General features: G+C 65.5%; 12 protein-coding genes. 3 read left to right on the forward strand and 9 right to left on the reverse strand.

Annotated elements, in window-relative coordinates; genetic code table 11:
* Positions 1-17: 17 nt before the first annotated feature.
* Complete coding sequence (locus CAG29_RS08465) at positions 18-509, reverse strand: hypothetical protein (RefSeq protein WP_170930056.1); 492 nt, start codon at positions 507-509, stop codon at positions 18-20.
* On the reverse strand, positions 506-11,536 hold the full coding sequence (locus tag CAG29_RS08470) for a filamentous hemagglutinin N-terminal domain-containing protein (RefSeq protein ID WP_085694230.1): 11,031 nt from the start codon (positions 11,534-11,536) through the stop codon (positions 506-508). Before CAG29_RS08470 ends, CAG29_RS08465 begins: the two co-directional genes overlap by 4 nt.
* 429 nt (positions 11,537-11,965) lie before the next feature.
* On the opposite strand from CAG29_RS08470, the gene CAG29_RS08475 reads away from it, so the two are divergent.
* The 3 genes from CAG29_RS08475 to CAG29_RS08485 are packed head-to-tail and all read left to right on the forward strand — an operon-like array spanning position 11,966 to position 17,441.
* Positions 11,966-13,210, forward strand: coding sequence for an exonuclease SbcCD subunit D C-terminal domain-containing protein (locus CAG29_RS08475; RefSeq protein WP_085586947.1), 1,245 nt, complete (start codon positions 11,966-11,968; stop codon positions 13,208-13,210).
* On the forward strand, positions 13,207-16,848 hold the full coding sequence (locus CAG29_RS08480) for an AAA family ATPase (protein WP_085694232.1): 3,642 nt from the start codon (positions 13,207-13,209) through the stop codon (positions 16,846-16,848). The genes CAG29_RS08475 and CAG29_RS08480 overlap by 4 nt, the downstream gene beginning before the upstream one ends.
* The gene (locus tag CAG29_RS08485; protein ID WP_085656764.1) at positions 16,845-17,441 is read left to right on the forward strand and encodes a glutathione S-transferase; all 597 of its coding nucleotides are present in this window, start codon (positions 16,845-16,847) and stop codon (positions 17,439-17,441) included. The genes CAG29_RS08480 and CAG29_RS08485 overlap by 4 nt, the downstream gene beginning before the upstream one ends.
* 8 nt (positions 17,442-17,449) lie before the next feature.
* Here the strand turns inward: CAG29_RS08485 and CAG29_RS08490 are convergent, their stop codons facing one another.
* The 7 genes from CAG29_RS08490 to CAG29_RS08515 all read right to left on the reverse strand — a co-directional run bounded on the left by CAG29_RS08490 (position 17,450) and on the right by CAG29_RS08515 (position 22,096).
* Positions 17,450-17,707, reverse strand: a complete 258-nt coding sequence (locus tag CAG29_RS08490) for a hypothetical protein (RefSeq protein ID WP_085586950.1) — start codon at positions 17,705-17,707, stop codon at positions 17,450-17,452.
* Complete coding sequence (locus tag CAG29_RS08495) at positions 17,704-17,916, reverse strand: hypothetical protein (protein ID WP_085586951.1); 213 nt, start codon at positions 17,914-17,916, stop codon at positions 17,704-17,706. The genes CAG29_RS08490 and CAG29_RS08495 overlap by 4 nt, the downstream gene beginning before the upstream one ends.
* A 117-nt stretch (positions 17,917-18,033) precedes the next feature.
* Entirely contained in the window at positions 18,034-18,159 is a 126-nt protein-coding gene (locus CAG29_RS28740) for a hypothetical protein (protein ID WP_256575774.1), read from the reverse strand.
* 211 nt (positions 18,160-18,370) lie between these two features.
* The gene (locus CAG29_RS08500) at positions 18,371-18,550 is read right to left on the reverse strand and encodes a hypothetical protein (protein ID WP_085586952.1); all 180 of its coding nucleotides are present in this window, start codon (positions 18,548-18,550) and stop codon (positions 18,371-18,373) included.
* A gap of 156 nt (positions 18,551-18,706) precedes the next feature.
* Positions 18,707-19,882, reverse strand: a complete 1,176-nt coding sequence (locus CAG29_RS08505) for a lactonase family protein (protein ID WP_085586953.1) — start codon at positions 19,880-19,882, stop codon at positions 18,707-18,709.
* Positions 19,869-20,174, reverse strand: a complete 306-nt coding sequence (locus tag CAG29_RS08510) for a DUF5629 family protein (protein ID WP_085586954.1) — start codon at positions 20,172-20,174, stop codon at positions 19,869-19,871. Before CAG29_RS08510 ends, CAG29_RS08505 begins: the two co-directional genes overlap by 14 nt.
* Before the next feature lie 341 nt (positions 20,175-20,515).
* Positions 20,516-22,096 (reverse strand): aldehyde dehydrogenase (NADP(+)), encoded by a 1,581-nt coding sequence (locus tag CAG29_RS08515; RefSeq protein ID WP_085694234.1) that lies wholly within the window; start codon positions 22,094-22,096, stop codon positions 20,516-20,518.
* Positions 22,097-22,101: the final 5 nt, after the last annotated feature.

A 22,101-nucleotide genomic window follows, 5' to 3' on the forward strand; every position in this document is an offset into this window, starting at 1 on the left:
CGTCGCCACCTGCGGCGTCATTGCCCGTCAGGTGCCCGGTCTTCGGAGTCCTGCTGCGGCAGAAATGTCCGGGCGGCCAGCCAGCAGCTGGCCATCGACGCCAGGAACGACACCGATAGCTCCAGCCAGTAATCCGAAATCTCGCCGCCGTTGATGTCGTTGTTCCGCACAACGAGCAATACGAACCAGAACATCCATCCGGCGGCGACTCCGGCGCCTGCCAGAGCGACCAGCAAACAGTTCAGCGCCGTCTTCCTGACCTTCATCAAAGCGATCGCCAGCGCAAAAAACAGAAAAGGCAGAAAGAACACCAACTGCGCGAGGAAAGGCGCCAGGAAGGGCATCAGCAGCAGTTCGCCCCCCCTGACTTCCCCCAGCAGTTTCGGCGTATCGATCAAGTGGGCAAACACTGTGGCCGTCTTGATGATTCCGGCGATCCCCCCGACCACCATCGGGCACAGGAAGAAGGCCAGGAAGACCTTCCCGCGTGGGTATCGAGCCTTGATCATGGGGTGCAGCCCTGGGCTTTCGACAGGCCCAAGAGCTTGCAGCCATAGTTCACCCTTGAGCGGTAATCCAGGATGACCACACCGCCGTCGACACCTTGCTTGTCGCCGATGAGCGGATTGAGCGACGTGTCCGTGGCGTATTTGCCGACGGTCGTGAACCATGAATGGTCACCCAGGAACTTCTCATGGATGGTCTGCAGCAGCGACTGTTCGTTTTTCAACTGTTTGATGTCCCAGGCAACCGGATCAGTGGCCGATTTGTTGTACAGGTCTTTGAAATTATCGAAGCCGCCCGTGATCAGCGCGTCCCCCGCCGCCTTGCGCCAGTCGTAGACCGGGGCCAGGAACCAGCCCAGGCCAAAGCTCAGGAAGGATCCGTTCCCGTCCGCCCCCAACCCAGTCAACGGCGCTCTGGATACCGCCTCAGCGCCCCCGAACCAGTTGGCCCCGATCCCCAGTTCCTGTTCATACAGGTTGCTGGCCCCGAAGAAGTTGGCCCGGTTGTCGATGGTGTTCAGGTACGTCACCAGGCGGTCTGAGGCCCCTTGCGTGTTGTAGAGGTAGTCGAAGGTCGTGTGCGATGTGCGCGCCACGTCGTTGTGCATGACATTCCAGGCGTCCTGCATGGCGATGTACTTCAGCGCCGCGTTGACTGCCGTGCGGCAGCCGTCGCTCTGGGGGGCCTTGTCGCATATGCTGCGCATCTCCGAATCGAGGAACTCGCTGAGCTTCTCCGCCTTCGCGATGGCAGCGTTCTTTTCCTCTTTGGTGGAGCACGTCTTGCCGTTCAGGCAGTCTTCAACCTCCGAGAAGGCCTGGTGGGACAGATAGTTGTAGAGCGTCCCATTGGCCGCCACCGAGGCCGCCGTGCTCGGGTCACCCCCTGACGCCGTGGCCCCCAGCACGCCTACGATCTGGGAAATGGCCAGCAGGTTGGCCTGTGCCTGAATGTATTCAGGCGTGCCCGGCACATAGTTGGCCGGCAACAGTTTGTCCCCGAGCAGGCCCACCAGGAACTCGTTGGCACCGCCGGCGATCGCCCCCGTGCGGAAATCCCCTCCCATGGCCTTGGACAGCAGCCCGCCCAGGCCAGCGTGCAGCAGAATTTTCTCGATGCTGCCTTCAGGCAGCTTCAAGTCTCCGATGGCGCCCGCCCCCATGGCCGCGCCGATGGCAGTCAGCGTTCCGGTAGCCGAGCTGACCAGGTTGTCCTTGAAGCTGCCGCCGTAGACGACCGTTTTGATCAGGGCGTCGGCCGTCACCTTGGTGGCTATGACCTTGAATCCCTCCGGGGTCAGGCTGATGTTGCCCACGTCGAACTTCAACCCCTGGGTGACCCCCGCCGTGGCTGCGGCGACAACATAGCTTTTGATGGCATCTTCGGAGGTCATGTCTTTCAGGATTTTCCCGAGGTTGCCCCGGTTATCGATCGTGCTGACCGTCGCTTTCGTCGCGGCGGTGATGGCCACGCCCTGCAGCATCGCGTTCATGCCCGCCATCATCGGCCCGATGATGGCAGCCATCGCAATGGCGATGATCAGTTGAGAGGCCGGCCCGAGCCCGGAGTTCGAGTATTTGAACGACTCGTGGATTTCCTTCACTTGCCGCCAGTCCACGTCTCCGCGCGCTTCGGCCTGCTTGAGCCACGCCATCTGCGGATCGGCCTTGACCATGGCATCGATGGATTCGCTGACCGTCTGCTGATTGATCTGCTTCACATCGATCTTGAGGCCTTCCACCGCCTTGATGGCGATTTCGCCCTTGGCGGACATCTGTGTCTGACGGAACGTCTCGTCCGTGTTGCCCTTGCCCTTGGACGATACCCAGAAAGCGCTGTCGTTGGTCTTGGTATGGCTCTCGTCGTGAAGGTCTTTGACCCCTTCGAACACGATCTTCCCGCCGCTGTCCAGGCTGATGCCGCCACCACTGTCGAGCTTCGCGACCTGGAATCTCTGGTCGCCGCCGCTGACCAGCGCCATGTTGCCTCCGGTCGTGATTTCACTGCCGACATGCGTCACCTGCGTGACTTCGTCATGACGCAGTTTCTTCCTGCCGAAACTGCCCTTGTCCTTTTTGTCGTACAGCGAGTAGTCCGTGTCTTGCGCGGCCAATACTTCGAGCTCGTCCCTGGCCACCAGATAGGCTTCGTCGCCGGCCTTGATCCGGCTGGAGATCAACGTCAGGTCATCGCCTGCCCGAATGGCGACATCGCCGCCGGCAGTGATCGTGCTGGCGATCTGTTTGACGTGGTCTTCCTGGGCGGTCACCTTCTTGGTCTTGTAATAGGAGTGGCTTTCATCGGCCCCGGAAGCGATGGTCACATCGCCGTCCGCAATGAGCGTGAAATTGCGTTTGGCGTTCATGTCACTGGCGACTGCGGCAAAGTCACGACCCGCACTCATCGAGATATCGCGTCCGGCACTCAGGCTTGAGCCGAACTGAGTGACGGAGCTGCTCTGCCGGGCACCGCCGTCGACGTTGATCTGTTGAGCCGAAGCGATGGCGATGTCCCGACTGGCCTCGATCCGGACATCCCGCCCGCTGGACATCGAACCTCCCACGCTGAGCATGTCCCGGCCCGAGAAGATCGTCAGGTCATTCGCCGCCTCGATGCGCGCTGCACTGTCGACGACGTCACGCTGGAACGACTTGCCCTTGCCGTCGAAGGCATCGGTGCTCACCGAACGCTCGTTGACGATGTCCCCCGTCAAGGTCACAAGGTTGACGTCTCGCCCGGCGATGATGCCGCCCGACTTGTTGACGATGTCATGCACGGCCAGCAGGCCCAGGCGGTTCCCCGCTTCGATCAGGCCGCTGTTGGTCAGGTCCAGCCCGGCGCTCGCGGCCAGATTGTTGCTGGCGCGCAACGTGCCTGCGTTGACCAAGTCTTTGCCTGCGATCAGATCGACATCGTGTCCCTGGATCAACGCCCCGTTCGGCGCCAGTCGATTGTTGGCCTGGGCCAGGTACAGCACCGGCACCAGGACCTTTTCGCCGTTCACTTCGTGCTCTTCGAGCCAGACGATGTCGTGGGTCAGCGCCGCCACTTGCTGAGCGGTCAGGGTCACGCCGACGGACAGGTTGAGCTCGTTCTTGCTCGCCACCGCGTTGTTCATCAGGTACTTGAACATCGCTTCGTCGGAGGTCTGGCCGTCGATGAAGCGCTGGCCCGTGCGGGCGACCACGGCCTGCTGCACCAGGCGCTGCTCGAACAGGCCGTCGCCGAGGCGCTTGGCGCTGGTGTCGGGGTCGTAGCCGAGCTTGCCCAGCAGGTAGTCCGAGCTCATGAACGACTTGAGGTCAGTCAGCGCCGGGTTGGTCTCGATCAGGTACTTGTGCGGGTTGGAGCGCACGCTGGTGTCGGGCAGCCCCTGAACCCGCGGCACATCGAACGAGGCCTGAGAGCGGTCGGGCGCCAGCACGCCGACCGGACCGTCGCCGGCGACCGCGTTGACGTTGATCGGCGCCGTCTGGCCATTGAGGTTCAGCGACGGACGGGCGGCCAGGGTCAGGTCGCGCTTGGTCGTCGAGACCGGACCGCTCTTGTCGAACGTCAGTTCGGTGGCCGGCCGGGAAGGCATGCCGTCCGAGCGCTGGGTGGTGCCGGCGGCGACGGTGCCGATGGTCCAGTCCTTGCCGGGCGTCACCGCCGGCTCGCTGCCGCCTTTGCCGCTGTAACGGAACAGGCCGTTTTCCCCGGTCGGCAGGGTGAAGCCCGGCAGCGCCAACGGGTTGACCTGTTGCTGGGCCAGATCCGGCGGCAGTTGTGGATTCAAGAAGATGACCGTCGGCTTGACGGCGCTCTTCACCCCGGTGTCCGTCCCCTCCTTGGCCGTGCCGTCGAAGTGGGTATAGGGATTGAGGTTACCGTTGCGGATCGTGGTTTTGGCGTTGATCTCCACCGCCTGACCCGCCTGGACAACGGAGGAAACGCTGCCGCCGCCGTCAGTGAAGACACGGGTGTCCTTTTTCAGGTCGCCCGCCAGAATCTGGCCGGGGACGGCGACCTCGGGGCCGGTGCCGAACTTCGCGTTGGTCTTGCCGAGCATCTGCTTGGCGATCGCGGTGTAGTCCCAATGCGTTCCGCCCTTGTCCGGCTCATGCCAGGTTTCGATGTAGTCGTACTGGTTTTTGGAGTTGCGGTCTGCATAGGCTTGCAGGTCGGTGCTGATCCAGCTCGTCTGCTTGCCGGGCAACCCGCCGAGCTTGAAGATCCGCGAGCGGGTGAAGGTGCCCGACTGCAGGCCGAAGTTGTCGAAGGTGTCGACGTCGAGCTTGATGTTCTTGCCGGCCGATATCAGCGAGGCCGTGTTGGTGAACGCTCCGACGTTGCCGGTCAGGTTGCCCGCCACATTGAGGGACGCCTGGGGGCCTGAGATCGTCGAGGTCGATTCGAAGCTTTCGTTGACATAGAACGTCGCGGAGCCGTCGAAGGTGATGTCACCCGAGATGAACTTCTCCTCGCCGACCACGCCTTCGGTCTTGTTGTTGAAGCTGTTGGCCGACAGCGAAAAATCGCCATCGACATTGATCGACGCGGCCTGGTTGTTGACGGCATTGGCGCGCCCCCCGTCCTTTCCGCCGATTGTGAGATTGCCGATGCTGTAGACATCGCCGGTCTGGTTGGTGAAGTCATTGACCAGCAGGTTCATGTTGCCGCCGCTGAAGATCAGCCCACGGTCATTGAGCAGGCTGGCCGTCCTCACCGTCAGCGTCTGAGCCGCGCCCAGCGTGCCGCTGTTGGTCACGGCGCCGGCATCGATCGTCAAGTCACCGCCGGCCGTCAAGCGTCCGCCGGCGTTGTTGAGCAACCCGCCCACGGTGACTTTGCCCTGCCCGCCTGCGCCGATGCTGGCGGCGTTGGTCAAGCCGAGTTGTGCCGCCGCAAACGTCAGATTGCCCAGGCTGCTCAGGCGGCCATTGCCGCCGTACCCGCCGCTCAACTGGATATCCAGCTCGCCGTCGCTGGCGATCAACCCGTCGTTGGTCCAGCTCGCGCCGCGCCCGACCAGTTTGTCCGAGGCCAGCAGTTGCCCACTGGCGGTCTGGGTGAAGCGGTTGACGTTGACGGTCAGGCGGCCGGCCTGGATCACGCTGCTGTTGGTCCAGCTGTCGGCGTTGAGCGTCAGGCCGCCACGGGTGACCAGCGCGCCGCCGGCGTTCATGACGTTGGCGGTCGAGAGGCCGAATTCCCCCGTCCCCACGTGCGTCATGGTGCCGCCTGCGTTGAGCAGGCTCGGCGCGTTCAGGATGAAGTCCGTGTTGGCGGTCTCCACCAGGCCGTTGCGGTTGTCGAACAGGCTGCCGATCTGGAAGTCGGTCTTGCCGCCGCTGCCCAGCGCCCGCAGCTTGCCGCCCTGGTTGTCCACGTTGGCGGCGCGGATCGCCAGCAAAGCGGCGCTTTCGATCAGGCCGCCGCGGTTGCTCAGGTTGCCGTCGAGCCCCAGACCGATGCCGTTGCCGCTGACCTGGCCCGCATTGTTGTTCAGCGAGCCGGCGACCATGTTCACCGCGCCTTTGGCGTAGATCCCGCCGCCGCTGTTGTCGATGGCGTTGCCGCCGGCGTTGAGCAGGATGTCGCCGGCGTTGGCGGCGATGCGTCCGCCGTCGCTGTAGATGCCGCCCAAGGCCCGCAGGTCGAGGCGTGCGCCTTCAAGCTTGCCGCCCTGGCCGTTGCGCAGCACGCCGGTCAGGCGGGTCTGCAGCAGGCCCTTGAGGCTGGACAGCACGCCGCCGCGGCTATCGAGGCTGGCGGCGGTGAGGTTCAGGTCACCGGTCCGGGCGATGAGCTTGCCGCCCTGGTTGTCGATGGCCCCGGTGCCCGCGTCCACCGTCAATGCGGAGTAGCTCTGCACCGCGCCTTTGCCGTTGCCGAAGGCGCTGGCCTTGATGTTCACGCCGGCGTCGCGGCTGAAGATCAGCCCGTCGGTGTCGTTGTGCACGGTGCCGTCGGCTGTGATCGCCAACTCGCCGTTGGCCGAGACCGTGCCGCGCCCACTGTTGTTCAGGTCGCCGCCGGTCAGCAGGCTCAAGGAGCCCTGGCTGATCACCTGGCCGCCTCGGTTGTCGATGCCGCTGGCGCGCAGCACCGTCAACGGGCCGGCGCTGCCGAGGGCGCCGTTGATGTTGGTCAGGGCGCCGAGCAGGTCGAGGGCAACGCTGCCGTCGCCGACCAGGCTGCCGCCGCTGTTGTCCAGCCACGTGCCGGTGAAGGTCATCGCCTGGCCGGCGGTGATGCGGCCGCCGGCGTTGTTCAGGCCAGTGGCGCGGATGTCGAGGGTGCCGCTGCTTTCGATCAGGCCGCCCGAGGCGTTGGTCAGCGTACCGCCGGTGACGGTCAGCGTCTGCTTGGCGCCGCTGGTGATGATGCCGGCGGTGTTGTCGAGGCTGGCCGCCTTGATGGTCACCTCGCCCTTGCCGCCCAGACCGCCCTTGCTGTGGTTGACCAACGCGCCGCTGAGGCCGATGGCCAGATCACCGAACTGGCTGGAGACCGTGCCTTCCTGGCTGTTGTCGAGGCTGCCGCCGTCGACGGTCACGCCGTTCCAGCCGGACACCAGGCCGCCCTGGTTCAGGATCTCGGCTGCCGTCAGGTGCAGTCGGTCGTTGCTGATCAGGTTGCCGCCACGGTTGTCCAGGCGGTTGCCGGTCAGGCTGAAGCCGTTGACGCTGGAGATCTCGCCCTTACGGTTGTCCAGGTCGCGCAGGTGCGCAATGCTCAGCACGCCCTTGGTGTTGATCAGGCCGTTCTGGTTGTTGAGATCCGCCGCCGTCGTGCCCAGATCGATGTTGATGCCGGTTTTCCCCAGCAGCATGCCGCCCCGGTTGTTCAGGCCGCTGCTGTTGAGCGTCAACTGCTGTGCGGCCTTGACCGTGCCGTTGCCGTTGTCCAGCAGGCCGTCGACGGTCACGCTCAGGTCGCTGTCGCTGAGCAGCACCCCGCCGTCGCTGTTGTCCAGGCTCGCGGCACGGACCTTAAGCGCCGCTGCAGCGATCTTGCCCTTGACCGAGGTCAGGGCCTTGTCGAGCGTCAGGGTCAGCTTCTGGTTGCTCAGCACCTGGCCGCCGCTGTTGTCCAGCGAGGCGGCGATCAGGTCGAAGGCCTGTCCGCTGGAGATCTCACCGTTGCGGTTGTCGATCCCGACGAGGTTCGTCAACGACAACACGCCCGGTGCGTTGATGAGTCCGTCTTCGTTGTTCAGCGCGCCGCCTTGCAGGTCCAGGCTCAGGCTGCCCTTGCTGAAGAACTTGCCGCCCTGCTGATCCAGGCCGCGGACCTTGCCCGCCAACTCGGTGGTGGCGCCCAGGCTGCCGGCGGTGTTGGTCACCTGGCCCGCATCGAGCTCAAGCCGGCCGTCGGAGAAGAGGCTTCCCCGGCTGTTGTTCAGCGCGCCGGTGGTGAGGCTCAAATTGCCCTTGCTGCTGATGACGCCCTTGTCCTGGTTGTCCAGCGACTGGCTGTTGAGGGTGAGCGCAGCGTCTGTCAGCAGTTGGCCGCCCTTGTTGCTCACGGCGCCACGGGTGTTAACGCTCAGGGCCTTGGCGCTGGAGACCACGCCTTTGTCGTTGCTCAGGCTCTGGGCGTTGACCGACAGCGCCCCTTCGCTGTTGAGACGCCCCTGATCGTTGTTCAGGGCCGACGACAGGTTGATCGACAAGTCACGCAACGTGCTCAGCCGGCCGCTGTTCTCCAGGGTCGCCCCGGTCAGCGTCAGCCCCGCATCGCCGGACAGCACGCCGCCGTTGCGGTTGAACACCTCGCCCACGGTCAGCGCCAGGTTGCCGCCGGCCAGGATGTAGCCGCTGTCGCTGTTGTCGAGCCAGGCGCCGGTGAGGCTCACATCGGCCTTGCCCGACAGCTCGCCGGTGCGGTTGTCGAGGCGGCCGACGGTGAGTTTCAGCGCTTTTGCGGCGCCCACCAGGCCTTCGCGGCGGTTGTCCAGGCTGGCGGCGTCGACGGTCAGGCCGGCGTCGGCGATGACCACCCCGGCCTGGTTGCCGAAGGTGTCGCTGACGGTGAGCCCCGCCTCCCCGCGAATGCGGATTTCGCCGTCGGTGTTGTCCAGGCTGGCGCTGCGGCTGTCGAGGCCGGCGGCGGCGATCAGCCCCTTGACGTTGCTCAGCGCCCGGTCGACGACCAGGGTGAGCTTTTCGTTGCTCAGCAGTTTGCCGCCGTCGTTGCTCAGGCTCTGCGCAGTCAGGCTCCAGGCCTTGGCCCCGGCGATCTCGCCGGCGCCGTTGTTCACCTCGCCGAGGTTCTTCAGCAACAACTGGCCAGGCGTGCGGAGGTTGCCGCGCCGGTTGTCCAGCAGGCCCCGGTTCATGTCGAGCGTCAGGTCGCCGTTGCTGAACAGTTCGCCGCCGTCCTGCTCCAGCGACGTGAGCGATACCGTCATCTGCTGCTGGCTGCCGATCCTGCCGCCGCCGTTGTCCAGGTGCGCGGCCGTCAGCAGCAGCGTGCCGTCGGTGGCCAGGCTGCCGCCCCGGCGGTTCTTGAACTCGCCGGTGCTCAGGGTCGAGTCGCCCTTGGCGCTGATCAGGCCGGCGTCGCTGTTGTCGAGGCTGCCGCTGGCGAAGGTCAGGCCTTTTTGCGAAACGATCAGGCCACCCTGGTTCAGCGCGGCGCCGACGCTGGTCAGCGCGATCGCCTCAAGGCCCGACAGCTTGCCCAAGCGGTTGTCGAGGCGCCCGGCATCGAGGGTCAAGCGGCCGTCGCTGCTGATCAGGCCGTTCTGGTTGTCGATGACCTCGTCGAAGGCCAGCTTCAGGTCCTTCTGGGTGACGATCCGTCCGCCCACGTTGCTCAGGCCGATGCCGCTCAGTGTCACGGCGCCCTTGCCGAAGATCAGGCCGTTGGTGGCGTTGATGATCTGCGCGACCTTCAGGCCCAGGGTCGTATCGGACAGCACCTTGCCGTTGTCGCTGTTGTCCAGGCGCGCACCGCTGATCAGCAGGCCCTGCCCGCCGGACAGCGAACCGCCCCGGTTGTCGATCTGATCGACGTTCACGGTCAGGGCCTTGAGCGAAGCGACCAGGCTGTCCTCGCGGTTGCCCAGCTGCTTGCCGGTCAGCGTCAGGTTGCCTTCGGCGACCAGTTCACCGCCCTGTTGGCTCAGGACGTCGATGTTCGCCTCGATGTCGCCCTTGCCGGATATCCGTCCCTTTTCACGGTTGTCCAGTTCTCCGACCGTCAGCTTCGTCGCCAGATCGGCACGAATCAAGCCGCCTCGGTTGTCGGTGTTCGTGCTGTTGAGGATCAGGGTGTTGAGCGACGATACCTTGCCCGCGCCGTTGTCCAGGCGGGTGGCCTGCACATCCATCGCGCCGTTGGCCTGGATCAAGCCTTTGCGGTTGTCGAGCTGGCCGCCGATCCGGGTGGTCAGCGTGCCTTCACTGGTCAACTGGCCTTGCTGGCTGTTGTCGAGTCGCTGCGCGCGAACGATCACATTTTGCTTTGCGCCGATCTTGCCGGCGCTGTTGTTGATCGCACCCAATGCGCTCAGGTCCAGCAAGCGGCCGGCGGTCATGAGGCCGGCGACGTTGTCGAGCGCGGTGACGACCAGGACGCTGTCGGTTTGGCTGGAGAACTCGCCGCCGGAGTTGCTGAACTGCCCGACGTTGCCGTTGAAGTTGCCGCCGCTGTTGATGACGCCCTTGCCGTTCAGCACCTGGCCGGCATTCAGGCTCAGGGACTGGCCGCCCAGCACCCGCGCGCCGTCGCGGTTGTCGAGCGTTCCGGCCGTGACCGCCGTGCGCTGCCCGCTGAGCGTGCCGCCCTGGTTGTTCAGGTTCTGCGCCACAGTGACGGTCAGGTTGCGGCTGGCGACCACGCTCTTGCTGTTGCTGAGGCTCTGCGCGCTCAGGCTCACATCGCCGTTGGCGTTGCGGCTGTTGTCGGCATTGACCCCGGCCTCGACGATGCCGGCGTTGCTCAGCTGACCGCCCGCCGTCAGGGCGATGCTGTCGCGGGCGGCGAGGGTCTGGCGGTTGGTCAGGTCACCCTGGGTCTGCACGCTAAGCGCGGTGCCGGCGTCGATCGCGCCGCGCGCATCGAGGCCGGCGGTCTTGACCTTGACAGCGCCGGTGGCCGAAGTCTCGGCCAGGCTCAGCTGACCGTTGGCGTCGAGCTGGATGTCGCCGCCGCTGGCGATCAGTTTGCCGTCGAGCTTCACGCCGACCCCGGCCTCGGTGCCCACCAGCTTGATCGCCCCGGCGTACATCCCGCCCAGGGCCGAGCTGTCGATGGCCAACTGCGGCTTGGCGCTGCCGTCGTCGGCGCGGGCCGTGGCGTTGAGGCTGTCGGCGTTGACGTCGTTGCGCCCGGCGACGATGGCCAGGTTCTGCGCCTGGAGCCGGGCGTTGATCTTCGCGCTGCGGGTGATGATCTCGAAGCGGTCGACATTGCCCGCATTCAGGCCCTCGCCTTCGATGGCGACGCTGCCCTGGTCGACCTGGAAGCGGTCGAGGCGTCCGTTGTCCAGCACCGGCTTGCCGGTGGTCAGCGTGACCCGCGGTGCGTTGATGAAGCCGCAGCCGCTGCAGGTGATGCCGTAGGGGTTGGCCACGATCACCCGCGCCGACTGCCCCGCCACCTCGGTGTAGCCGCGCAGCTGGCTCGGGCTGCCGCCGACCACTTCGTTGAGGATGGTCTGGGCCGAGCCGCTGTTCTTCAGGTTCGGGTTGCCGATGATGTGGCCGCCCAGTTGGGTGGCGGCGGTCTGGGTGGCCGCGTTGTTGAGGATCACCCCCTGGGCGCCGACGTTGTAGTCGTTGAACTGGTTGTGCGACAGCCCCGTGCCGTTGGGCGTGGCGATGTTGACGATCGGCACGCCGTTGCCGGCCCGGTCCAGCCCGGTGCCGGGGTTGGCCACCACGATCCCGTCCGCCTGCGCCCACAACGGCTGCCAGAACATGACGTTCGCCAGCAGGAACGCCAGCCCGCGCTTGGGCATGCCCAGGAAGCGCTCGCGCGGATTGACGGCAGCAGCGGGTTGGCCGGCCGGGAGGGTCGGGTGGCGAACATCCATGTCGATGATCTCGGATAATTGTTTTTAGAAGAATGCAGATGCAGCAGTGCGGCGCCTTGCGCCCGGTCAGCGCAGACGGCGCCAGGAAGACAGGTCAGAAGAAGTGCGCATCGAAGTGCGCAACGGCTCCATCAAGGACAACGGCAGGCATGGGCAGACAGGGCAAGCCTGCGCCCGGCCTCGCCGCAAAGAGGCGTGAGTGCATGTCCGATCCCTCGAAGCAAAAGTGATATCAAAACAATATCGAAATACTAAAATGCCACTATTCTGGCGTCAATTAATAGATTGTCCTCCCGATGCTTGTAAATCCCCCGAAGCGAGGACGCACGCGAGTTCGACCACAATCGACGCATTTGCCAGTAGACTCTCCCCTCTTTGGCCTCCCGACTTTGCAGCGGCCATCACCTCAATCCTGATGCGGAGTCCGCCTTGCGTCTGTTTCACACCTCCGACTGGCACCTTGGACAGAACCTGCACGGCCAGGAGCGCGATTTCGAGCACGCCTGCTTCCTCGAATGGCTGCTCAAGCAACTGCAGCTGGCGCAGCCGGATGCGCTGCTGATCGCCGGCGACATCTTCGACACGGTCAACCCGCCGGTCAAAGCCCAGGAGCGCCTCTACGACTTCATCGTCAGCGCCCACGAACAACAGCCCGCGCTGACCATCGTGATGATCGCCGGCAACCACGATTCCGGCTCGCGGATCGAACTGCCCGCGCCGCTGATGCGACGGTTGCGCACCCATGCGCTAGGCCGGGTGCTGTGGCTCGATGACGGGCAGCTCGACACCGAACGCCTGTTGCTGCCGGTGCCGGACGCCTCGGGCGAGGTCGCCGCGTGGTGCTTGGCGCTGCCGTTCCTGCGGCCCGCCGAGGTGACCGGCCCGCACTTGGGCGACGACTACCTGCACGGCATCGGCCAGGTGCATGAGCGCCTGATCGATGCGGCGAACGCCAAACGCGCGCCCGGCCAGGCGCTGATCGCCGTCAGCCATGCGCACATGGCCGGCGGCTCGGTGTCGGAGGACTCCGAGCGCAGCCTGATCATCGGCAACGCCGAGGCCCTGCCGGCCAGCCTGTTCGGGCCCACCGTCAGCTACGTCGCCCTCGGCCACCTGCACAAGCCGCAGAAGGTCAACGGCGAGGAACGGATCCGCTACAGCGGCTCGCCGATCCCCCTGTCGTTCTCGGAGATCAACTATCAGCACCAGATCCTCGACGTCACCCTCGACGGCGAAACCCTGGTCAGCGTCGAACCCCGACTGATCCCCCGCTCCGTGCACCTGCAACGCGTCGGCCCGGCGCCGCTGGCCGACATCCTTTTGCAACTGGCGGACCTGCCGAACATCGACCTGCTTGCCGAGACCCAGCGCCAACCTTGGCTGGAAGTGCGCGTGCAGCTCGACGAGCCGCAGCCGGACCTGCGCCAGCAAGTGGAAAGCGCCCTGCAAGGCAAGGCCGTGCGGCTGGTGCGGATCGCTGCCGAATACGCCGGCAGCGGCGGACGGAACGGCACCGACGAGGGCGATGCCCTGATCGAGCTGGACCAGCTCACCCCGCAGGAACTGTTCAGCCGGGCCTGGTTCGACAGCTACGGCAACGAGGCCGACGAGCAGACCCTCAAGGACTTCGCCGAACTGCTCCAGGACGTACAGATGGAGGTCGGCCAGCCATGAAGATCCTCGCCATCCGCCTGAAGAACCTGGCCTCGCTGGCCGGCCCGTTCGAAATCGACTTCACCGCCGAACCGCTGGCCAGCGCCGGCCTGTTCGCCATCACCGGCCCGACCGGCGCCGGCAAGAGCACCCTGCTCGATGCCCTGTGCCTGGCGCTGTTCGGCGCGGTGCCGCGGCTCAGCAACACCGGCCGCGACGCCAAGGTACCGGACGCCGACGGCGAGATCGCCACCGGCGACCCGCGCACCCTGCTGCGCCGCGGCACCGGCGAAGGCTTCGCCGAAGTGGACTTCGTCGGCGTCGACGGCCGCCGCTACCGCGCCCGCTGGGAAGCCAACCGTGCCCGCGAGAAAGCCGCCGGCAAATTGCAGGTCAGCCGCCAGAGCCTGCGCGACATCGACCAGGATCAACTGCTGGCCAGCCAGAAAGGCGAATACAAGACCCAACTGGAAGCGGCCCTGGGGCTGAACTTCGAGCAGTTCACCCGCGCCGTGCTGCTGGCCCAGAGCGAGTTCAGCGCCTTCCTCAAGGCCGACGACAACGACCGCAGCGAACTGCTGGAAAAGCTCACCGACACCGCGCTCTACACCCGCCTGGGCCGGCGCGCCTTCGACAAGGCCAAAGAGGCCCGCGAGGCGCACAGGCTGCTGCAGGAACAAGCCGTGGGGGTCACGCCGCTGGCACCGGAGGCTCGCGCCGAACTGGACGAGCGCTTCAACGCGGCGCAACAGCACCTGAAGGGGCAACAGGCGCAGCTCAAGCAGCTTGACCAGCAACAGGCCTGGCTGAAGGAACTGAGCCGCTTGCAGGAAGCGCAGCGGGCCGCCGCCGAGCAGTTGCACAGCGCGCAACAGCAGTGGGAAGGCCTGGCCGCCGAGCGCCTGAGGCTGACCCGGCTGGAACAGCTCGGGCCGCAGCGGCACCAGTTCACCCGCAAGTCCGAACTGGAAGCGCTGCTGACGCCGTTGGCCGAGCAGATCGCCGCCCACACGCAGCAGCAGACCGAACTGGCCGAACGCCAATCGCAACTTGCGCAAGGTCTCGACGCGGCGAAGGCCGCCCTGGGCGAGGCGCAACAACGGCAAGGCGACAGCACGCCGCTGCTGCGTATCGCCTTCGAGGAGCAAAGCACCCTCGCCCGCCTGGCCAAGGAAACCGCCCTCAGCGCCGAAGCCAGGCAGCTCGCGGAACAAGCCTGCGCCCAGGGCCAGGCCGGCATTCAAGCCTTGGTGGAGAGACAGGCCGAGGTCGCCGAACGCTTGCGGGACATCGCAGGCGGGCTCGGGCAAAGCGCCCACCTGGCGCCGTTGAGCGATGCCTGGAACGCCTACCGCGACCGCCTGCAACAGCTGATGCTGATCGGCAACCGCCTGAACAAGGGCCAGGCCGAACTGGCCAGCCTTGAACAGGCCGCCACCCGCAGCGCCGAAGACCTCGCCCGGCAGAAACAGGAGCTGGACGTGCTGTTCAAGGAGGCCGGCGCCGAACCGGACGCGGTCGCCGAACAGATCGGCCTCCTCGGCAACCTGCTGCAGGACAACCGCAAGCAGCTGCGCGCCGTCGAAGACCTGACGCGTCTGTGGAGCCACCATCAGGAACTGGGCACCCGCAGCGCCGACCTGCAGCAACGCCTGGTCGAAGCCCAGCAGGAACGCGACCGCCTGACCCAGGACGGGGTGAAGGCCAAGGCCGAACTGGCCGTCGCCGAACAGACCCTCACGGTCACCCGCGAGCTGCTGGAACGCCAGCGCCTGGCCCGCAGCGCCAGCGTCGAGGAACTGCGCGCGCAGCTGCAGGACGGCCAGCCTTGCCCGGTCTGCGGCAGCGACGCGCATCCGTACCATCAGCCCGAGGCGCTGCTGCAAAGCCTCGGCCGGCATGACGAGAGCGAACAGGCCAACGCGCTGCAAGCGGTGGAGCGGCTCAAGGAATCGCTGATCGAACTGCGTACGGCCGTCGGTGCCGTCATCGCCCGGCAGAAAGAGCTGCTGCAGCAACAAGAGCAACTGACCGCGCAACAGCACGCCTTGGCGCCGACCCTTGACGCGCATCCGTTGGCTACGCAGTTGAAGGTTCAGGACGCCGACAAGCGTGACGCCTGGCTCGTGCGGCAGAACGATCAGCTGAACCTGAGCATCGCCCAGGACGAACAGCGCCAGAGCGACCTGCTCACCCTGCAACAGGACGCGGCGCGGCTGACCCAGCAGTTGCGCAAGACCGAATCCGCCCATCAGCAGGCGGCGCAGCACCTGAGCCATCAGCAGCGGGAACTGGACAGCGACCGGCAACGCCTCGACGAAGAACTCGACGCCTTCGCCAACCTGCTCCCGGCGGACACCCTGCAAGCGCTGCGCGTCGAGCCGGCGGCCGCCTTCATGCAGCTTGACCGCCAGATCGCCGAGCGCCTGGCGCAGGTCGATCAGCAGAAGGAGGCGTTGGAGGAACAGCAGGAACGCCAGCAGACGCTGGACAAAGAGCAGGAGCGTCAGCGGAGCCGCGCCGAGCAGGCGCAGGCCGCCGAGCGGCAATTCAATGACTTGGCCGAGCAGCAACTGGCCAGCCAACAGAAGCTGGCGCAGTTGCTCGGCGAACACACCAGCGCCGAGCAATGGCAGCAGCGGCTGGAGCACGCCGTGGAGCAGGCCCGCCGCGCCGAGGCCGACACCGCCCACGCCCTGCAAGATCTGCGCACGCAACAGGTGCAGACGGCGGCGGAACTCAAGGCGCAGCAAGAACGCTGGCAAGCGCTGGACACCGAGGATCGGGAGCTGGCCGGCAAGATCGCCGACTGGCGCGCGCGGCACCCCGAGCTCGACGACGGCGGCCTCGAAGACCTGCTGCGGATCGACGACGCGCAAGTCAGCGAACTGCGCCAGCGCCTGCAGCACAACGAGAAGGCCATCGAGCAGGCCAACGTCCTGCTGCAGGAGCGTGACCAGCGCCTGCTCGAGCACCAGGCGCAGCGCAACGGCGGCCTGGAGGCCGACGCATTGGCGACCGCCCTCGCCGACCTGCTACAACAGCTCGCCGTCAGCGAGCAGCAGTGCGCCGAACTGCGTGCCGAGCAGGCCGAAGACCAGCGCCGGCAGAACGCCAATCAGGCGCTGGCGCAGCGGATCGCCGAGGCCTACGCCGAATACCAGCGCTGGGCCCGGCTCAATGCGCTGATCGGCTCGGCCACCGGCGACACCTTCCGCAAGATCGCCCAGGCCTACAACCTCGACCTGCTGGTGCATCACGCCAACGTGCAACTGCGTCAGTTGGTCAAGCGCTATCGGCTCAAGCGCGGCGGCAGCATGCTCGGCCTGCTGGTGATGGACACGGAGATGGGCGACGAACTGCGCTCGGTGCATTCGCTGTCCGGCGGCGAGACGTTCCTGGTGTCGCTGGCCCTGGCGCTGGGGCTGGCGTCGATGGCGTCGAGCACACTGAAGATCGAATCGCTGTTCATCGACGAAGGCTTCGGCAGCCTGGATCCGGAATCCCTGCAACTGGCCATGGATGCCCTCGACGGCTTGCAGGCCCAGGGACGCAAGGTGGCGGTGATTTCCCACGTGCAGGAAATGCACGAACGGATTCCGGTGCAGATCCAGGTGCGACGCCAGGGCAACGGCTTGAGCACCGTGGAGGTGAAATGAACACGCTCTACTCGTTCCGCCGCTGCCCGTACGCCATGCGCGCGCGGATGGCGCTGCGCTATGCGGGGGTGCCGGTGGACATCGTCGAGGTCAGCCTCAAGGCCAAGCCGGCGAGGATGCTGGAGCTCTCGCCCAAAGGCACGGTGCCGGTGCTCGACGCCGGCGGCCGGGTGATCGACGAGAGTTTGGAGATCATGCGCTGGGCACTGGCGCAGAACGATCCGGACGACTGGCTGCTCAAGGACGATTCGTTCCACGCCCTGTGGATGGAGAAGCTGATCTACGGCAACGACCAAGTGTTCAAGGTGAACCTGAACCGGTACAAGTACGCCGAACGCTACCCGGAGCAGCCGATGGAGGCCTATCGCGCCGAGGGGACGCTGTTCCTGCAGAAGCTCGACGAGCTGCTCGGCAAGCGCGAGTACTTGCTGGCCGACCATCCGTGCCTGGCCGACATCGCGCTGCTGCCCTTCGTGCGCCAGTTCGCCCACGTCGACCGCGAGTGGTTCGCGCAGACGCCTTACGTGCGGTTGCAGCGATGGTTGCAGCGCTTTCTCGAATCCGACCTGTTCACCGGCATCATGAAAAAGTAATCCCGGGTTCAGGCCAGCACTTCACACATGCCGATGGCCGAGCAATCCACTTCGAACGGCCCGAGGAAATCACGCTCGGACTTGACCGGCGGATTGCCGGCCAGCAGCCCCAAAGCGTTGGCCCGTTCGATGTTGTGGGCGATGGTGTGGTTGGCCTCTATGGCCCGGGCCAGGCCGCCGACCGAACCTTGGCCGAAGCCCAAGAGCGAGGCGCCGTTGGTCATGAACGCAAGGCCGGCGATGATCCAGAGTCTGTAGCCTTTCATGCTCCGCCGACTCCTGCCAGTTCAGCCGCGTCCGCCGTTGCGCCGTGGGAACGGAGCTCGAACTGAATGCCGGGATGGGCGACCTGGACCGGTGCGTCGAAGCGGTGCTGCGACTGCGAGACGAGGCTGACGGACAGCACCATGACCAGGTACAGACCGATGGCCAGGTAAGCGCCGCGTTTGGCGTAAGCGATGAGGGAACTGGCCATGATGTGGACTCCGTGAACCTGTTTCGAGGCCCACAGAATCGATCAAAAAAGCCGAAGGAACCACTCAGGGTTATCCATAGTGACCATCAGCTTCGTTGATCATTAAACCGGTCTATCTCAGCCTTCAATAATACTCATGAGGCGTTCGAACGCGGCTTCCGGCTCGCCGGCGACAGGCTCGGCAGCCGACAGGATGGGGGTGGAATAGAGAAACAGGAGTACCACGGCCAGACGCATCGCCATGCTGTCGATCCTTATGCGGGGAAGGAGTCAAAAAATCAGCGTCAACTTTACGTTCATGGCTATGTGATATCAAGCGCGGACAGTGATATCCGGCAGATGCTGTCGCAAACGGTTATGCAGGAGCGACATCACTGTTGCGGCCAACGCTTGGAAAACTGCGGCGGCGTCAATGACTTCGCTCCTGCATAACGGGTGCAGTGCGGGAAGAGTTTCAGTGTTGGGCTTTGTGGTCCAGAGCGGCGTAGAAGTTGGCGCTCTGTTGCAGGTACTTCTGGGTGTAGCTCTGGGTGTGGGATTTCTTGTCGCTGACTTCGACGCTGGCGCTGGCTGGCAGGGCCACGGAAGCGGAGATGGCGGACGCGGCAATCACGGAAAAGAGATTGAAGTTCATGGCGGTAACCCTCGTGTTCGGTTGGCTTGCTTGCCCGTTCGGGCCGTGAAGCAAACTTAACGCTCGAGGGTCCGCCGCTTGAAATGCTTTATGGCATTAGCTGTTATCAGCGCGATTAATACAAAGGCGCAGGCCCCGCGAACCGGGGCCTGCGGCTCATTGACGCAGCAGGAACTTGAGGTCGCTCGGGGCATCCATCGGCAACGTCTGCACGACTTTGCCCAGCAGACCGGTCTTGTCGTCGCGCTCAAGCACGACGATGCCGTTGCTCTTCTGGTTGGCGATCAGCAGGAACTTGCCGGTGGGGTCGAGGCTGAACTCACGGGGGTGATCGCCCTCTACCGAACGCCGTTGCAGCTCGCTGAGCTTGCCGCTGGCAGGGTCGATGGCGAACACCAGCATCTGGTTGGCCGTGCCCCGGTTGCTGACGTACAGGAACTTGCCGTCGGCGGAGGCGTGCAAAGCGGCTGCGGCCTTGTCCGAGGTCGGCTGGCCGGCCGCCAGGTCCACCAGTTGGGTCTGGGTCAGCACCCCGTCCCGGTAGTCGAACACCGCCACTTGGGCGCTCATTTCCATGGTCAGCCAGGCGTGCTTGCCGTCGGCGCTGAACAGCAGGTGACGCGGGCCGCTGCCCGGCGGCAGGTCCACCGACGCGGTTTTCGCCGGGGTCAGCGGCAGCTCGGGGTTGGCCTTCGGGTCGTAGCGGTAGATGAAGACCTTGTCCGCGCCCAGGTCATTGGAGAACACGTAGCGGCCGTCCGGCGAGGAGACCGTGGAATGCACATGGTTCGATGCCTGACGCTCCGGGTTCACCCGGCTGGCCGGGTGGGCGCTCATCTGCACCACCGGCTTCAGGCGGCCGTCGCTGCCCACCGGCACCACCGCCAGCGTGCCGCCCGGATCCTCGGCCACCGAGTAGTTGCTGACGAACAGGTGGCTGGCGTCGCCGCTGAGGCTCGAATGGGTCGGCTCGTTGCCCAGGCTCTGCACCTGGCTGATCAGGCTCAGGGCCTGGGTCTTCGGGTTGATCGCGTAGCTGCTGACGCGACCCACCGGGTCTTTCTGGCCGGGGCCGTTTTCGTTGACCACGAACAGCTTGCGCTGATCCTTGGACAAGGTGAGCCACGACGGGTTGGCGCTCTTGACCACTTGCAGCGGGTTGGGCCCGATGCGGCCGGTGGCGCTGTCGAAACTCATCCGGTAGATGCCTTGGCTCGCGCCCGCCGTGTAGGAGCCCACCAGCAACTGGAAGGTTTCGGCCGAGGCGCTGGAAAGGCCCATCGCGCCGACGCTGCCGGCCATCAGCAGCGGCCAGAACTTACGCATCTTCATGAGCGTCATCCTCATCGTCGCCACCGCCGAAGGCGTCGAGGCAGACCAGACGGTGTTCGCCGCTGGCGCCGACGATCAGCCAGCTCTGAAGGGATTCGTCGAAGGTCGCGGCCTTGACCTGGGCCGGGGTGAATTCCCAGTGTTTGGACAAGCGCCCGTCTATGCATTCGATGTGCAGGTTGTCGACTTCGTCGAGGGCGAATTCGAAGGCGTGCAGGCCGTCGATTTCGACCATCCCGCAATGTTCGAGGGCGTCGAGAAGGGAGTTGGGTACGGCAGTCATGGCAATCATGTCTTTCAGGGGGAAAGCGGCAATGATAGCTCAATGTGAGGCTGGATCCTCTGCGGGAACGCAGGTGGGTACAGAGGCCGACAGTGCCGGCCCCATCGCTTGCAGGCAATCTCCCACAGGTATCTCGGGTGTTTGCAGGATCTAGGTACACCACAAAAACCTGTGGGAGCTGGCTTGCCAGCGATGACGGTGGATCAGGCAACAGAGATGTCGGCTGTGATGGCCTCATCGCTTGCAGGCAAGCTCCCACAGGATTTAGCGGTGTTCGCAGAAATGGCAGATCACCGCAAGTCCTGTGGGAGCCAGCCTGCTGGCGATGAGGCCGGTACAACAGACATCTGTCAGAGGGCCTCGCGCGTTGGCTTACCGTCCACCAGGCGCTGGATGCGCAGCGGATTGGCGTTCTTCAGCGGTTCCGGCAGCAGGTGGTCGGGGTAGTTCTGAAAGCACACCGGGCGCAGGAAACGGTCGATCGCCAACGTGCCGACCGAGGTGCCACGGGCATCGGAGGTCGCCGGGTACGGCCCACCGTGCACCATCGAATCGCACACCTCGACCCCGGTCGGATAGCCGTTGAGCAGGATCCGCCCGACCTTCTGCTCCAGCAGCGCCGTCAGTTCCGGGAACTGCGCAAAGTCTTGCGGCTCACCGATGAGCGTCGCGGTGAGTTGCCCGTGCAGGCCGTTGAGCGCCGCATGCAACTGCGCCTGGTCTTCCACTTCGACCACCACCGTGGCCGGCCCGAACACTTCCTCCTGAAGCACCTCGTCGCCCTGGATCAGCAACCGAGCATCGGCCTTGAACAACTGCGGCTGCGCCTGGTTGCCTTGCTGCGGATTCCCCGCCAGGTGCGTGATGCCCGCGTGGGCCAGCAGCTTCTGCAAGCCCTTGCCGTAACTGGCGAGGGTGCCGGCGTTGAGCATGGTCTGCGCCGGTTGATCGGCGATCAGCCCGGCCAGTTGTGCCACGAACCCACTGAACTGCTGCGAACGCAGGCCGATCACCAGGCCGGGGTTGGTGCAGAACTGACCGCAGCCCTGCACCACCGAGGCCGTCAGGTCACGGACCACGGACTCCGTGCGGGCAGCCAGCGCCTGCGGCAGCACGATCACCGGGTTGATGCTCGACATCTCGGCGAACACCGGGATCGGCTGCGGGCGTGCGGCCGCCATGTCGCACAGCGCCCGTCCGCCCTTGAGCGAACCGGTGAAGCCCACGGCCTGGATCGCCGGATGCTTGACCAGCCATTCGCCGACGCCACCGCCGTAGATCATGTTGAACACGCCCGCCGGCATGCCGGTCTTCTCCGCCGCACGGATCAGCGCATCGGCCACCCACTCGGCGGTGGCCATGTGGCCGCTGTGGGCCTTGAACACCACCGGGCAGCCGGCGGCCAGCGCGGCGGCGGTGTCGCCGCCCGCCGTGGAAAAGGCCAACGGAAAGTTGCTGGCGCCGAACACTGCCACCGGCCCGAGGCCGATGCGGTACTGGCGCAGGTCCGGACGCGGCAGCGGCTGACGCGCCGGCAACGGCAGATCGATCCGCGCCCCATAGAAGTCGCCGCGACGCAGCACCTGGGCGAACAGGCGCATCTGGCCGCTGGTGCGGGCGCGCTCCCCTTGGATCCGCGCCGCCGGCAGTGCGGTTTCGCGGCAGACCACGGCCACGAACTCGTCGTCCAGCGCGTCGAGCTCATCGGCGATCGCATCGAGGAACTGCGCCCGGCGCTCTGCGCTGAGGCTGCGGTAGGCCGGGTACACGGCGGCGGCCGCTTGGGCGGCGGCGTCCACCTCCTGCGCCGTTGCCTGGAAAAAACCGTAAGGCAACGGTTCGCCGGAGCTGGCGTCCACGCTCTGCAACTGGACGTTGCCGGCGGCGCTGCGGCGCCCGCCGATGTAGTTGAGGCCGAGAATCTGAGTCATGGGAT

It is taken from the genome of Pseudomonas sp. B7(2017) (genome assembly GCF_002112745.1).
GTDB classification, from domain to species: domain Bacteria; phylum Pseudomonadota; class Gammaproteobacteria; order Pseudomonadales; family Pseudomonadaceae; genus Aquipseudomonas; species Aquipseudomonas ekonensis.

Bases quoted from the DNA above. Each gene is read 5' to 3' on its own strand.
- CAG29_RS08465 (WP_170930056.1), bottom strand. From the start codon at position 509: ATGATCAAGGCTCGATACCCACGCGGGAAGGTCTTCCTGGCCTTCTTC.
- CAG29_RS08470 (WP_085694230.1), bottom strand. From the start codon at position 11,536: ATGGATGTTCGCCACCCGACCCTCCCGGCCGGCCAACCCGCTGCTGCC.
- CAG29_RS08480 (WP_085694232.1), top strand. From the start codon at position 13,207: ATGAAGATCCTCGCCATCCGCCTGAAGAACCTGGCCTCGCTGGCCGGC.
- CAG29_RS08485 (WP_085656764.1), top strand. From the start codon at position 16,845: ATGAACACGCTCTACTCGTTCCGCCGCTGCCCGTACGCCATGCGCGCG.
- CAG29_RS08490 (WP_085586950.1), bottom strand. From the start codon at position 17,707: ATGAAAGGCTACAGACTCTGGATCATCGCCGGCCTTGCGTTCATGACC.
- CAG29_RS08495 (WP_085586951.1), bottom strand. From the start codon at position 17,916: ATGGCCAGTTCCCTCATCGCTTACGCCAAACGCGGCGCTTACCTGGCC.
- CAG29_RS28740 (WP_256575774.1), bottom strand. From the start codon at position 18,159: ATGGCGATGCGTCTGGCCGTGGTACTCCTGTTTCTCTATTCCACCCCC.
- CAG29_RS08500 (WP_085586952.1), bottom strand. From the start codon at position 18,550: ATGAACTTCAATCTCTTTTCCGTGATTGCCGCGTCCGCCATCTCCGCT.
- CAG29_RS08505 (WP_085586953.1), bottom strand. From the start codon at position 19,882: ATGAAGATGCGTAAGTTCTGGCCGCTGCTGATGGCCGGCAGCGTCGGC.
- CAG29_RS08510 (WP_085586954.1), bottom strand. From the start codon at position 20,174: ATGATTGCCATGACTGCCGTACCCAACTCCCTTCTCGACGCCCTCGAA.
- CAG29_RS08515 (WP_085694234.1), bottom strand. From the start codon at position 22,096: ATGACTCAGATTCTCGGCCTCAACTACATCGGCGGGCGCCGCAGCGCC.